The organism is Listeria farberi, from assembly GCF_014229245.1.
GTDB lineage: Bacteria > Bacillota > Bacilli > Lactobacillales > Listeriaceae > Listeria > Listeria farberi.
Window position 1 is genome coordinate 1 of the sequence record NZ_JAARZJ010000026.1, and the last position, 14,600, is coordinate 14,600.

13 protein-coding genes are annotated in these 14,600 nt (G+C 32.7%); 1 reads left to right on the forward strand and 12 read right to left on the reverse strand.

The features are described from left to right. Nucleotides 1–33: 33 nt before the first annotated feature. Complete coding sequence (locus HCB45_RS14475) at nucleotides 34–918, forward strand: helix-turn-helix domain-containing protein (RefSeq protein WP_185620357.1); 885 nt, start codon at nucleotides 34–36, stop codon at nucleotides 916–918. A 59-nt stretch (nucleotides 919–977) separates the two neighbouring features. Here the strand turns inward: HCB45_RS14475 and HCB45_RS14480 are convergent, their stop codons facing one another. The 12 genes from HCB45_RS14480 to HCB45_RS14530 all read right to left on the reverse strand — a co-directional run bounded on the left by HCB45_RS14480 (nucleotide 978) and on the right by HCB45_RS14530 (nucleotide 14,545). Then, nucleotides 978–1,226, reverse strand: a complete 249-nt coding sequence (locus HCB45_RS14480; RefSeq protein ID WP_149067191.1) for a hypothetical protein — start codon at nucleotides 1,224–1,226, stop codon at nucleotides 978–980. 25 nt (nucleotides 1,227–1,251) lie between these two features. Continuing rightward, nucleotides 1,252–1,758, reverse strand: a complete 507-nt coding sequence (locus HCB45_RS14485) for a hypothetical protein (RefSeq protein ID WP_185620358.1) — start codon at nucleotides 1,756–1,758, stop codon at nucleotides 1,252–1,254. A gap of 326 nt (nucleotides 1,759–2,084) precedes the next feature. Continuing rightward, entirely contained in the window at nucleotides 2,085–2,219 is a 135-nt protein-coding gene (locus tag HCB45_RS15365; protein WP_260508461.1) for a hypothetical protein, read from the reverse strand. A 67-nt stretch (nucleotides 2,220–2,286) separates the two neighbouring features. After that, a complete protein-coding gene (locus tag HCB45_RS14490) occupies nucleotides 2,287–2,877 on the reverse strand; it encodes a YddI family membrane protein (protein ID WP_185620359.1) in 591 nt (196 codons plus the stop codon). A gap of 171 nt (nucleotides 2,878–3,048) precedes the next feature. Then, nucleotides 3,049–4,845 (reverse strand): group II intron reverse transcriptase/maturase, encoded by a 1,797-nt coding sequence (gene ltrA / locus HCB45_RS14495; protein WP_185620360.1) that lies wholly within the window; start codon nucleotides 4,843–4,845, stop codon nucleotides 3,049–3,051. Nucleotides 4,846–5,521: 676 nt separating this feature from the next. Further along, the gene (locus HCB45_RS14500) at nucleotides 5,522–6,466 is read right to left on the reverse strand and encodes a M23 family metallopeptidase (RefSeq protein ID WP_260508462.1); all 945 of its coding nucleotides are present in this window, start codon (nucleotides 6,464–6,466) and stop codon (nucleotides 5,522–5,524) included. Next, nucleotides 6,444–8,375, reverse strand: a complete 1,932-nt coding sequence (locus HCB45_RS14505) for a CD3337/EF1877 family mobilome membrane protein (protein ID WP_185620361.1) — start codon at nucleotides 8,373–8,375, stop codon at nucleotides 6,444–6,446. The genes HCB45_RS14500 and HCB45_RS14505 overlap by 23 nt, the downstream gene beginning before the upstream one ends. 23 nt (nucleotides 8,376–8,398) lie before the next feature. Then, nucleotides 8,399–10,894: an ATP-binding protein gene (locus HCB45_RS14510; protein ID WP_185620362.1), complete on the reverse strand. Its 2,496-nt coding sequence runs from the start codon at nucleotides 10,892–10,894 to the stop codon at nucleotides 8,399–8,401. Beyond that, nucleotides 10,894–11,298: a TcpE family conjugal transfer membrane protein gene (locus HCB45_RS14515; protein WP_185620363.1), complete on the reverse strand. Its 405-nt coding sequence runs from the start codon at nucleotides 11,296–11,298 to the stop codon at nucleotides 10,894–10,896. Before HCB45_RS14515 ends, HCB45_RS14510 begins: the two co-directional genes overlap by 1 nt. A gap of 1 nt (nucleotide 11,299) precedes the next feature. After that, a complete protein-coding gene (locus HCB45_RS14520) occupies nucleotides 11,300–11,551 on the reverse strand; it encodes a TcpD family membrane protein (protein WP_149067197.1) in 252 nt (83 codons plus the stop codon). After that, on the reverse strand, nucleotides 11,552–12,616 hold the full coding sequence (locus HCB45_RS14525) for a conjugal transfer protein (RefSeq protein WP_185620364.1): 1,065 nt from the start codon (nucleotides 12,614–12,616) through the stop codon (nucleotides 11,552–11,554). It abuts the gene before it with no gap. A gap of 63 nt (nucleotides 12,617–12,679) precedes the next feature. Next, entirely contained in the window at nucleotides 12,680–14,545 is a 1,866-nt protein-coding gene (locus HCB45_RS14530) for a SpaA isopeptide-forming pilin-related protein (RefSeq protein WP_185341066.1), read from the reverse strand. Nucleotides 14,546–14,600: the final 55 nt, after the last annotated feature.

The window sequence follows — 14,600 nt, forward strand, 5'->3', positions numbered from 1 at the left end:
GGGTATTACTTTTTATAGAAAGGAATTCATACAATGAAGAAAAAAACAATTGGTGAAGCATTAAGAGATATTAGAAAAATCAAAGGTTTTACACAACAAGATATTGTAACAAATAATCTCAGCCGTTCAACTATTGCAAAAATCGAGACTAATTCGATTAATCCAACTTACAATCGAATTTTAATTTTCTGTAATAAACTTGGCATTAGCTTAGAAGAAGTCATTTATTATCAACATGGTTATTCTGTGAGTGAAAAAGAGAGACTAATTTATGAGTTTAAAAATCTTCAAAATTCCATTTACAAAGATGCTGTCAACAAGTTAATAGGTGATTTAGAAACCTATTTAGTAAATGATAATGATTTACAAATTTCTGAACTAAGAGCAATATTGAAAGCTATTACAATTTTTACTGAAACGGATAATGTTATGCTAGCAAGAAAAGAAGTTTTATTTATATGGGAAAGACTCGAAAAACAAGATGAGTGGTTTCATTACGATATTCTAATTTTAGCTCACATTATTTTCGTATTTGAAAATGAAACGATCGAGAATATTGGTAATAGAATAATGACTGAAATTGATAAATTTTCATATTTTGTAAACTATAAAAAATTAAAAATGGGATTAGCACTAAATTTAGCTCTATTTTTAAAATTTGCAAACAAAATGGATGCTACAATAAAATATATTGAAATGGGAATTCAATTATCAACTGAACTTAATAATTTATCTGTTAAATCTATTGCTATCCATAGAAAAGCTGAATATTTGCTATATAAAGGTGAATTTGAACAAGCGAAACTTCTTCATAATAAAGCTATATCTTTTTTTAAATTTATAGATGATAAAATTATGTTAAATGATTTAAAAAAAGATTGGGCAAATTGTTTCCAACAGTTCAAAATCAAAAATTAATCATATAACAATAAAAAGAAAGAACTTGATATATAAATCATGTTCTTTCTTTTTATTGTTCATTCCTCAGCTATACCCCACTCAATTTCATTACGCGCTTCGTCTAAAGATTTCCCTTCTAATTTAGCGTTTTTTAGAAGTTCATCCAAAGAGTCAAAATCTTGGCAGTGTGTTCCGTCATCTTTGCATAAACTACTTTCACCATTAGCACCATGGCTAATCCAATAATCAACATCATCGTATGTAAATAAATATTCTTCCCCTCGATACAAACCTTCTTTAAATAACTCATAATCCTTCTCATCCATACAAATATACCTCCTTTTATCTTATTTAATAATCTTTCCCTCTAGCTCCTTTAGAATTGAAATTATGTCTATGTGGCACTTTAGGATGAGCCTTAGCGTTACCATGATTTGTATAATCTATATCCATTTGCGCTTTGCCATTTTTATCATAATAACGTCTTTGTTTAAGTTTCTTCCCATCATAAAAATCTTTCGATGAATATGGTTTACTACTTTTATATGGCAATGACTTTGTCTTAGCAGATTTTTTAACATTAGAATGCCTAGCTGTTTTAGCACCTTTTGACTTTGCGGTATTATAAACTTGTGCTGTCGTAAGTTTAGGTTTTGGTTTTGGTTTTGGTTTTGGTTTTGGTTTTGGTTTTGGTTTAGCAGAGCCGCCACCCGGTTTAACTTTCATACCGCTACCACCTGCTAAACCAGGTCCAGAACTACCCTCATCTACTACATTCTTGGCCGCTACATAAGTAGGCAATGAAATCATTAATACTACCATAATACTAACTAACAACGTTTTTCTTGTTTTTTTCATTCTATCTCTCCTTAGTTGTTTATGTTTTCAATATAATTTTAACACAACAACTAAGTATCAGATTTTAAAAAAGTGAAATTCACAGAAAATACATATTTTTTATTTTATACAAAATTGAATAGGAATGGCGTTATTAATTATTTCATATCATATTCTTCATAATCCAAGTTAATTTCAGAAACTTTATTATTATCAATTTTACACAGTCTTCTACTTAATTTCATACTATCTTTTTTGCTGGATACACAATATAAACATAATGCTTATTATCATATACAACAAAATTACCCTCTTCTCTTTTCAAGTTCCTTTCTTTTTCAAAGGTGCTAGTTAAGAGATTTATCTTCATGTTCAACCACTAAATCAATTTTTTCATCATACTTTTTAGATTCTAAGTTTCCACATCCAACTAAAAACACACTTATTGATAATGCTAATAAACAAACTTTTACTATTTTCAATCTATCTCCACCTATGGTTTGTAATTAAACCGTATCAAATAAAGTTTAGTTTGTCTATCCACTTCCGTCATTTCGTATCAATAAAAGTTAAGTTACTTACCTTCCAATTCCCATCATAATTATAATAGTCCACTTGTACTAGCGTTCTTAAATTTGTATTAACACGGCTTACTTTCGTTGAACTATTCACCAAATTTAATACAATAAGTTTATCTTCATTTTCCCAACGCACAAAAGCATCAAAATTCACCAATTTAGAGTCAACTTGCACATCATGCATATCAATTGATTGTGTTGCATTTATCATTTTGTCTTTCAACATATCTGTAATATACATATTTAACATTTCTTGTCTGGCATTATAGTCTGTATAAGTGAATAAAATTTCCATCACTTTTTGATTTTCTACCAACATTTTTTCTGACAACTCTTCTTTAACAATTATATTTTCAATTTGATTTCTATTATTACTTTCTGAAGAAAAATCATCCATTAAGAATAATTCATTCTCACTTTTAGATTTTAATTCTTTATTTTGTTTTTTTAATTTATTTATTTCTAATTGATAATCTAATTGTTGCTTTTCCGTTTTTTTCACTATCCAAACCATTGAAAATACTAATATTAATGAAGTAATAATCAACACGACTTTTTTCATAGTTATCCTCCTAATTCACTCCCAACACAGGCGCCGGGTCTATTTGTCTACCCATTTTTTCTTTTCTAATCTATAGGAATAGGTAAGCCTTTGAAGTTATCTCTGGCTTTTCCCCTCCTCCACACCGTGCATGCGACTTTCATCGCACACGGCGTTCCATCTAACTCATACTTATTTAATTGGTTCAAGATGACACTTATTTCGAAGTATATTAATTTTATCTAATTGATTATCTGTTAATTGAAGCTCTATTAAGTAAGGCAACACACTTTTTAAAGTTACCGCATGTATTATCTTATGCACTTTTTTATGAATTATTTTTAAGTTGTCGTACCTATCCGTTCCTCCTAATGAGAGTGGGATAATATGGTGACAATGAAATTCCTCCGATGATAAAGCTCTACCTGTTACTTCGCATTTTCCTTTTACCATGACATACCTTGATAAGCGATTATCCATATATTCTACGGTCCGTCCTGTTTCTCTACGTCGTAAAATCTTAGCCATTTCAATTTTTATATCTAGTCCTATTCCTTTGTAGTATTTATTACGTCCGGCGGACGTATAAGGAACTGTTCCAGGAATAAAATTTATTGGTATTTTAAATTGAATATCAGCGATAGGATAAACCCACATCCCTTGAATTTTCCATGTCCTGTAGGTTTTACTATATAGATTGTCAAAAGTTGGGCTTGTTCCGTAGTGAGGCTTACTATATTTCCCTACTGCTTTAAGTCGTATTTTCATCATTGGTTTTAATTCATAATCAATTTCTGCAAATGCCACTGATACTGCTGTTGCGATTCTATAATAGTTATGCATACCTAATATTTTATAGTTCAATAAATTAACATAACCAGGATTTCCCTGGATTTGTTTAACGGTTTTTCTTAGCTTTTCTTTCATTGTTTCTTTGCTTACTTTACTCACATAGCTCCTAGCTGTGTATTTAGTCCCTTTGGATACTGCTCTTATCTCAAAACCTAAAAACTCTGTTCGTTTCTTCCTTAAGTTAGTTATGCCTGATTTTTCAGGAGATATTTCTAACTTTAGGCGATGTTCAATGTAACTCTTGATTGCTGTATACCATCGTCTTGCCATTGAATGTGAACGAGTTAATAGTTTGAAATCATCGGCATATCTAACCAGATACCCTTCTTTTAGTTCTGTCCCCTTTAAGGCTCTATACATCTTGCTATTTCTAGAATATTTATACTTAGAAGAATGTTTTTCCCATTGAGAAGCTACCCATTGGTCCAAATCGTTTAGAACAATATTAGCCAATAATGGAGATAGAACGCCACCTTGTGGTGTTCCTTTAATTGGTATACCTACCCCAACTATCTCAGCTTTTAATATTTTGCTGATAATAGAGAGTAGCCTCGTATCACGTATACCCATGTTCCAAATTTGACGTCTCAACAAGTTATGATTGACATTGTCAAAAAATCCTTTTATGTCCACATCTACAACATAATGAAGCTGAGCATTATTCATCAATGAATGTATTCTTCCCATAGCTTGTTCCACACTTCTAAGAGGTCTAAAACCATAACTATGTTTAAAGAATTTTGCTTCAACTATAGGTTCTAGTACCTGTTTAATGGCTTGTTGTATTATTCTGTCATATAAATTAGGAATGCCCAGAGGGCGTTTTTTACCATTTCTTTTTGGAATATAGACTCTCTTTACTGAACCAGGTTGATAGCTAGACAATTTATCTCGTATGATTTCTACAAAGACATTTTCATCTAGCTTTTCAATATCTAATATGGTCATATCATCTACACCAGGTGTTTTGGCTCCTGAATTACGTTTAATATTCCGATACGCGAGTAAAATATTTTGCTTTAAAACAATAAATTGATATAGCTTATTAAATGTTTTCCCATTTAAACTTGATTCATATAATTGGTCAAACAAACCTGTCAAACCATAATATTCAGTACTTCTTTCTAGTGTGCTCAAGTAGGCATACCTCCTTGCTTTGGTATCTCCTTGTCATACTCGAAACTTAAGCTTTATCTTGTAACTTTTATTAAATAATAATAGCTAGACTTGGGACTATCCCTCCACGTCTATTAAACGCTTCATCGGTACTGTGTCCCTACTTTCACAGAAGTAAATGATGTTACCATCAACCTTTCCAGTAATAGCTGTTTTAATTAAAAGTTTTCTGCTTACCACGTTCCTATTTTTCTAGCTATTAACATCTATACTTAGGTGGCTAGCTATGAACCTGTAAATTTATAATCTCTTTGCCGATTATTCCGTCATTCCTAACCTCGATTCGTACCAGACGGTAATTTACCACACTTGGTCGTGTGCCAGAGCCTTTCGAACTCTGTCCTACTCTAGATTCGTACATTCGCTGCTTCGTCAGACTTCATTTAAGTCATTCTCACCCTATATAGTTTCTAGCCTCCCGACCTATAGGTTGCATGTTCTACCTCTAGAACACTTTCCTCAGCTTAACCTGTTAGGGCAACTCTCAGCCGACTTTACCTGACTTCACACAAGTTCACACTATTATGATTCCTTGCATGCAGGAGTATCAGAGGAAAGGTTTCAGTCAGCATGATGACGTCATTCCCCTTCTCGAAAAATAAGTTCTCCCTTCCAATAGGAAGGTGCCTGGTTTCGTTTAGACACTTATCCAGGAACGTGTCGTACCAAAGTGCAAATGTGGACCAGTAGACTGACCTGTCGAGCCGACTTTTCCAATGGTTTGACCTTGTTTCACCTTTTGTCCAGTTTTGACAAGTAATTTAGATTGATGTCCATACAGTGTCCACTCTTTATTTTTTGCGTGCTCAATTAAAACTACATTACCATAACCGCCAAACCCACTACCAGATGCACCAAACTCAGCAAATACGACTATGCCATCATCCGCCGCTTTGATGTCCGAGCCTGTTTCTTGAGCAAAATCAAGCCCTTTATGACTTTCTGCTATACCTGTTACCGGATTCGTTCTATCCGAAAATCCAGAACTAACATTAGGATTATCAACAGGAATAATATAGCTCCCTGTGCCACCAGGGATACTATCGCAAGAAAGTCCTCCTAATTCATCCAAGAAGAAGTTAACAGTAGCTAACCAGTTATTATTAAGTCCCGTTGGATCGTTAGAAGCACCCACAGGACAATACTTAGGTTGAATAGTTTCTGGCGTTGTAAGCCCCATTTCAATATAATTCCTACTCAGATTTTCAATCATTGCTTCAATACCTTTTTCCAACGTGTCGAACGAAAATCCGCCACCATTCCCCATCAGCCCGCCAGGATTATTTCTCTTGGTAACAGCTGATGAGGTTCCTCTTCCAGTTTCCGACATGCAAATAGCGACTACTAATGCAGGGTCAACATTATACTCCGAACCATACTTAAAAAAATCTTTTGCATGTCCTTTAAATACTCCTTTGTCTTCTAAATAAGTTTCAAGCCCAGATTCTGTTAAAGTACCTGCCACTGCTGAACATTTAGCAGAATCCGAATCATCACCTGTGATAAATAATATTGCCATCGTGGGAATAAAAATCATGGACAAAACAATAACAATCGCACTAATCATTATCACTTTCTTCATATTCTCCCTCATTTCTCTTATCCCAATCATTAATAATAATTCTATCCTTTATATCTTCTTCATTATCCCCTTTCTCATTATTCACTCCTTCTTGCGGAATCCTCATTTCAATTTCTTGTTCCGGCACATCTAACGAATTAAGTTGTTGTTCTTCAAAATCTAAATTATCCTCATTTTCGTTATTTTCTGGTTCCATTTCAGATTCAGAAGGCAATTCTTGAGGAATTCGATTATCGCGAGCAAACTCATAATCATTTTCAGGATTAGCTGGTATTTCGTCTAATTCTGTATTCTCAGAATCTAAGTCCTCTTTACTTTCATCATCCGTCGTGGAAGTATTTTGTTTCACGCCATCTATATTATTATTTTCAACATCATCTTCCTCTATATTATTTTCTTCTACCACATCAATCACAGAAGCAGTATTTTCTAATGAATCTTGCTCCGTCCTATCTTCTCGCACATCTGATGAATCAATATCTGTAGATTCACTTTCCGGTTCATCTTCAGGATTCTCCTCGGGGTCATTTTCAGGAATTTCTTTAGAACTACTAAAGCCCAAGCCACGTAATTTATTTTTCACATATCCAGCCGAATCATCTGTTATATGATTATCTAAACTAGATACCATTCCAGCTGTAACAAGTGCAATCATCTTATCCCTAAAAATAATTAGCAAGATAATACATACTGCAATAGCTATACCATTCAGAAAATACATTCCAGTATTCGTAGTTGGTATAATCGTATCCATGATAGTAATAATCAGAAATACGAATAAAATAACCATCCCCACTAAAGCTTTCAATAAAAATACACCCACCAATTTACCAAACGTTTTCCAACCAGAATTTGCAAAGGATGGGATAAAACTAACAATAAATGAGATAGGTAATAGGAGCGCTATTCCTAATGCCAAAACTTGTAACAGCAAATTCAAGAAAGTAATCAGGAGTAATGGAATGCCCAGCAAAATAGCAAAAATCATAGACAAAAATGAAACACCCATTTTGTTCGAGACATTACTCGCATTCATCGCATTATTTCCTAAGTCATTTATTTCACTCTCAACCTCTTTTTTCTTACTTTCTAAACCTGCTTGCGTCATTTTAAATGACAACATTCTATCAATTCGGCTAGAATCATCTTTCAATATTTGTGCTTTATCAGGTGTTCCATAATTCATCAAGAGATACGGTTTCTCAACCACAATCGAAAAATAGGCATTCCTCATGACAGCAAGCGAACCATCTAATTCTTGTCCTTTCGTTATTTTTTGTCCAGAATCTGCCGAAAAAGCTGTACCTGCCTTCATTATTACTCCTTGTGTTTCCGTACTTAGCTTGTTAATAGATTTCAGATACCAACTCGAATTAGAGAACCAGATAAACGAAATACCAATAACTAAAAACAACATAAACGCTTTTTTTCCAGCAGCAACTCCATTCTTCTTCACTACAACTGTAAAAAATATTTGAAGAACAGCAACTAAAAAGAACAGTATTCCAAATGATGCATACAAATTATCCCAAAGAAGCTCAGATATACCACCAATTTTTTCGGATAATAGCTTAATCGCATCCAAAGAATACAAATAACCAATACCCGTATCTATGACTTCTCCAATTAGTTTGGTTATCGAAAAAAAGAAATTAGCGATTGCGTTCATTCCACCAATAAAGGCAGAGCTAAGCATACCTTCATCCTCTGTACTCGTTAATGATTCATAGTGACTCAAATCATATTTTTTGCTAAGTAGTTCAATACCACCTTTTTTGACCGAATTCGCGCCTACTGTATTTTGTCCATCTTCCGCAATACCTGAATTAAAAGGAAATATAAAAAAGATAACCGCACATAATAGAACCGTTATCAATATCCATTTATTTTTCTTCAAAACTCGCAACATTTTTCTTCCTTTCTATCATTTGTTTAAGAGAATAATTTTTCCGCTTTTGCTGAATTATTTGTTTTCACGGTCTTAAATGCTTCTTTCCATTCTTCAAACAAGCAATCTACAGCTAATTTTCCAGTTCGACCATAAATATCCTTAAATAAACATTCCCCTTTTATCATGTTAGAAATTAATCCTTTATTTGCTTCCGATGTTTCCATATTTAAGAAGCCCAATATATCATCTGTTTCCGAAGGCTCATCAAATGCAAAGTTCACGCCAAAATTCCCGTTATCATCTTCTGTATTGACATCCCCAACACTTTGAGTAACAAGAACGAGCGCATTGTTGTAAGAACGTCCAACTCGTCGCATAGATTTAACTAATTTTTTACCCGCACGTGCGCTGGTAAGCATCCAGCCTTCATCAAATATTTCTACCGTCTCTTGGTTCTTATCTTTTGAGCCGAATTTCTCACAGAATTTAGCTAAAGGTATCATAATAGCAAGTGATTTTTTTTCAGCATCAGTATAATCTCTCGAGTCTGTTTTGGAATCTGGTAAATCTAAACCTTCAATTCCTAGTATGTTGACCTTGCCGTTTAAATTCAAACCTTCAATTTCACCATAACTAAAATTCAATTGAAGGACAGAATTTTGGATTTGTTGGTAAAGTAGTTCTCCAGCATCTTTAATATTCTTTTCCTTATGAAAGCGAAGTATGTCGATAACATGCATAAATCCTACTTTTTCTCCTTTTGAACGCTGCTCGATAATTTCTGTTAATGATTCTAAAAACACCTTTTTTACATCATCTTTATTATCCATATTATAAATTTGTTCAATAATGGATTGTGCAGTATCTTTAGCATCTGCACCTTCAAGCATCATAATTGGATCAAGCACACCATGATTTTTTGGATTATTAGCATCTAATTTAGCATATTCAATTGACTCCAGGAGCTGAACAAACAATGGATATTTCTTTCTGATTTCTGTATTTTTAGTTACCTTTTTAAACCAAACCTCAATTTCAGATTTAGGGTCTATATATAAAGTATTGATATTTAACATAGATAAATAGACTAAAAGCAATTTTACAAGAAATGATTTACCTTTCCCTGTTTCACCTGTAATTGATATGTGCGGACTATCAGTTACAGCTCCATCAATACCTTTGTTCGCAATAAATGGATGAAATAGGACAATATCACGACTAGAAGCAATAGATTCTTTTAAGGTTGTATTATTTTTGTATTTATTAATACGTCCAATATAGAATCCTACATTATTTCCCAATTGCTGTGATACCGCAAATAAATTTTCCGCAAAACCAACGCACGTTGTTTTCTGTATCCAGTTCTTCTCAAACATTAAAGGTTGCCCATGTAAAAATTTATAAAACAATTGTAACTGGTCTGCAAGTGGACGAACCACAATGATTTTTTTGTTTTTAAGAACACGCTCTGTTTGCTTCACGCGTCGTTGACATTCCTCTTTCGACTTACCTGTTACAATAAAGGAAGCAACCCAATGAATAAATTTTTGATTTCCACCATTCAATTGATTTTGCAAGCGATTTAGCACATATCTTGAATTTAAAACAGAGTCTTCCGCATCTTCACCAACTTTTTGTTGTTCTTTGTGCATCTGTTTCATTCTTGTTTTCACCATCGCTGTTTTCCGAATTACTGCATCTTTGTTTTGAAATTGCCCTTTAATATGCAGCTCAACTGAAAAAGGCAAATTTTGCGCTCTCTCAAATAAATGCGAATAATTCATATCTAAACCTAACTTATCGACAACAACAAAAGATATCCACCGAGTCCCTCCGCAAGTTTGAAGTTGCAAGTAGCCAGGAGTTGATGAATCAATGATTGAATCAGTAATATTAATTGCGTCTTGCTTTTCAGCTTCTTCATCAATATCATGTGAAACATCACGAAGAAAATTATAACGGTTGATATAAACTAACTCTGATTCGGTTAATCTACTGCCATTGATGGATACAACTAACTGGTATAACTCCTTTTCTAAATCAATAAACCGTTCGTAAAAATCTTCGGTAATCTCTCTTGACAGTCCAAGCACATTCACCAATGAATCTGTAACTGAAGTTATAGAATTTCGTAAAACTGTTTTCGCATCGTCTGCATTTGTTAATAAATTATCTTTTAATTTAACGCCTAAAATAAAATTATTTTTAGTAATTAAACCTAATTCTTTTTTTAATATGCGTACTGTTTCATCATTATAATATTTACCAATACTTTTAGTTTTTGGATGAAAGTCTTTTTCAAGCTCTTCATTCCTTTTATCTAATTCCATCTGGCGCGGATACATTTCCAAATGAAAGTCCTTATATTTTTCTAGTTGTTCTAAAAAGTTACGAAACTTACCTTTGTTCTTTTCTCGTTTTTTTGAATCGCCACTATTAATATTTTCTGGCGCTATACGATAATATGCCCACAAGTCTCCAGTTTTTGTCAGTATTAAATTTTTATTAACTGACTTATACGGCGTTTTTAATAACATTAGTTAATCCCCCATTCAAATTTCTCAAACTCAACTTTTTCATTATGATAATAAACTTCCATATCATTACAATATTTTTTCTTTCCCATTTTTTGTGTAAAAAAATATATGATAAAATCATATAAAAAGTAGTGTAATTTCTTCCCATCTACATTTATTTTTAGTAACCATCCAGAAGCAAGAAAAGGCAAACCGGCAAAAATTACTAATGAGAGCCCCGGAACTATACTGCCAATAGCGAAAAAGAAATCACGAAATAGCAACATAATTAAAAGAATCACTGCAAATGCAATGATTCTCGAAAGTCGAATCCCAAAAGGTAGAACAAATTTATCTGTTAATTGAAATATCATAATAGGATGCTCGAATGCTTCCTTATAGTTATATGCTTCTTTTTTCGCCATATTACACCATCGTTTCCCAAATGGCTTTTAGCGCATTTACCACAGATGACGGATTCCCAATCGCAAAGAATACAATACCAGCAAAAATCAGAAACCCAATAAATTTACCAATTTGTTGTTTAAATAAGAAGAAACAGGCAAATACCACTAAAACAATTGTCGCCGCATTTCCTCCCTCTGTTTGAATGTACCCTTTTAGTCCACCAAGGGATGGCATAGCCGCACCGATAACAAAGTTCATTTGATTTAACATTTAATTACCTCCTAGAGTATGTGTTAATTTTTCAATAAAATATTTCCCATCTTTTTTGCTTAAAGTTAGCGAAAAATCTTCTGTATTAGTCATCGTAGAACCAGTATCTTTAAAAATTAATGATACTTTGACTAGTATTTGTTTTTTTTGTTCATAAGCCTTAAAATAGATGATTTCTTGAAATTCTTTTAATCCATTCAGCGCTTCTGGCTTTTTCATCATATACGCAAGATCGTCCACAGATGTATTTGCATATCTTTTGAAAAAGTCCTGCAAAAACGCTTCAACATTATCTTTTTCAGTAGCAGAAATTTCTGGCTTTTGTTCCACATCCATTTTATTTTCTACAGGTTTTGTTTTATTCGTAGATAATTTAGGCACTTGTGTGAAGAACACATTTTCAATAACAGTGTAACCACCATCTACTGAACGCACCGGAATATTTATTAAAGCGTGAACTTCTTTGATTTCTTTTTCTTGATATTTTTCTACCACTTCACGTATTTTTTCCGTTTTTCCATCTTTGTATTTTTCTTTCTTTTTGCGTTCTTTTTCCACTAATCCAACGTTATTGTAAGTGACATCATACTGAACTATTGCCATATCTTTGTATTCCACCGTTGAAAAATAAGTTTTACTCTTTAACTCTCGATAGCCTTCAAAATTAGACAAATCATCTTGTTTTAGTTCAGTAGCATACAGTTTTGCTAATGTTTCTGTTCGCATTGTTCTATCATCAATATTTACTGGAACATTAATATATTGTTCTAGGAAATCATTAGTAAATAAGAGTAATTTATTACTTTGATAATCCGAAATTTTTTCCACTGGTTTTTCTTTCAGTAAAGAAGAAATTTTAGAAGTGTTTTTTGCTGTTTCCACTTCTACTTTTGTGGATTTAAGATAAGCGAAAACACCACTAACAGCAATCAAAATGATACACAACCAAATCGTAATTCTTGTTCCTTTCCCCGATTTTTTTTTGCCCTTAGGTAATTTTCTTTTCTCCTTTTTTTCTCGAGAAATTTTACCATCAGGTAGAACTTTCTTGATTTTTTTAAACAATCTTTATCACCCTTTCATTTTAAAAAAACAAGCCCTAGAATAAGAGCTTGTTTCATTTATTACTTATACTTCTTTTCGTTTTAAATAAATAGAGCCAAACAAATAAGACAACGCTGCTAATACAACGAGGCTTCCTCCAATTAATGTGCCATTATTTGATTTGTCACCTGTTTTAGGAATAGCTTTTACTACTTTTGTATTTTCAATAACCATTTTTACAATTTCTCCATCATTTTTCAAAGTAATATTACTTTGTTTATATTGACCAGAATAACCTTCTGGCGTTTTTGTTTCAGTCAGTGTATAAACTTTATTTGCTTTTAATTCAAAATTTGCTAATCCTTTTTCAGACGTAATTGCTACTTGTTTTTCTCCATCGTTATCCATTAACGTGAATTCTGCGCCGGCTAATTTAGCACGAGTTTTTTTATCCACTTTTATAACTTCTAACAGTCCTTTTTTAATTTTATTCTTTGCAATAATTTTGAAAATTTGCCCATCGTCTTTTAAAGTAATATTTTCTTGTTTAAAGGTTCCTTTATAACCTTTCGGCGTTTTTGTTTCTTCCAAAGTATATTTTTTCCCGCCTTCAATATTAAATTTGAACGTTCCATTGTCTTTAGTAGTTACTACTTGTTTTTCTCCATTGCTATCCGTTAAGGTGAATTCTGCGCCGGCTAATGCTTCATTTGTGTCTACATCTATTTTAATACCTTCAATAAATCCTTTTTTTAATTTGTTTACGAAATTACCTGCATTAACATTCACATGATTGTAATCAATAGTAAACGCATGTTTTTCCCCATTTAATACATAGCCATCAATTGTTCCAGTTTCTAACCAGTAGTATTCACCAAAAGATAAATTAGATACGTTCCAAGCCCCATCTAAAGCTGTTGTTACTACTTTTACAGTATTATCTTGGGAATCTCTAACTTCAATTTTAGCACCTTGTAAAGGTTTGTTGCTGTCAGCTATTTTAACACCTTCAATAGAACCCGAAACTGCTCCAATACTTGTTATAAACATTGTTGTTTTCTTTTCCTTAAATTCATCTAAACCATACGTCGCAATATCTTGATAGCTTGCTTGTCCAGTCAAACGTTTGGCTACTTGGTATGCTTGTTTGAAATCACCTGTCAACTGTAGTTTAGGTTGCAGCGCTTTTCCTTTTAAATCATTTGTTGGAACAACAATAGTCACTTTAGTGCCATTTTTAATTTCTACAATAGGATTACCATTTTCGTCCCCAACATAACTATTTGTTGTTGCACCAATCAATTTTGCAGTAATAGTTCCAGAACCTTTTGTAGTTACAGTAACTGGAGCTGAAATAAACTTATTGTTATTTAATGTTGAACTTACAGTAGTATTGGATACTTTTAACTGATTATCAAAAGCTAGAACACTTGTGTTACCCGCCGCTTTTGCTTGAGTTACAAGCGCTTTAATTTTATTAACAGTGGTATGTGAGCCATCATTATCAACATAAAGTTGTCCTCCATCATTGGTTAATGAGAACGAAGAAGGCGATTTAATATTATGAATTGCTGCTTGAATTAGGTATTCATCATACGCTTTATTTCCAGTTAAAGTACTATTCCCTTTATAAAAAGCATTTAATAAATAAGTTGTAGCATTGTCTAATCGTTCAGCTTCATTATAATCCAAGCCATTTGGACTTGGTAAATTAAAGTTAATACAAAATACCACATTGTTATCTGAGTTTCTCAGTCGATCTATCATCCTTACTGGATTTCCAGAATTAGGACCATATAAATAAGTAACATCGGTCGCTGTTATTCTTACAGTAGTACTATTAGTTTCCGCATTTACTTTATTTGGGGATATATATGCAAACAAGCCTGCCATCATAATTAATGTAATTAAAAGCAACTTGAATGTTTTATTTAATAAGTTTATAACCATTTTATTACCTGCCTTTTTATATTATTTTTATTCACTCATGTTATCCATTCTATAC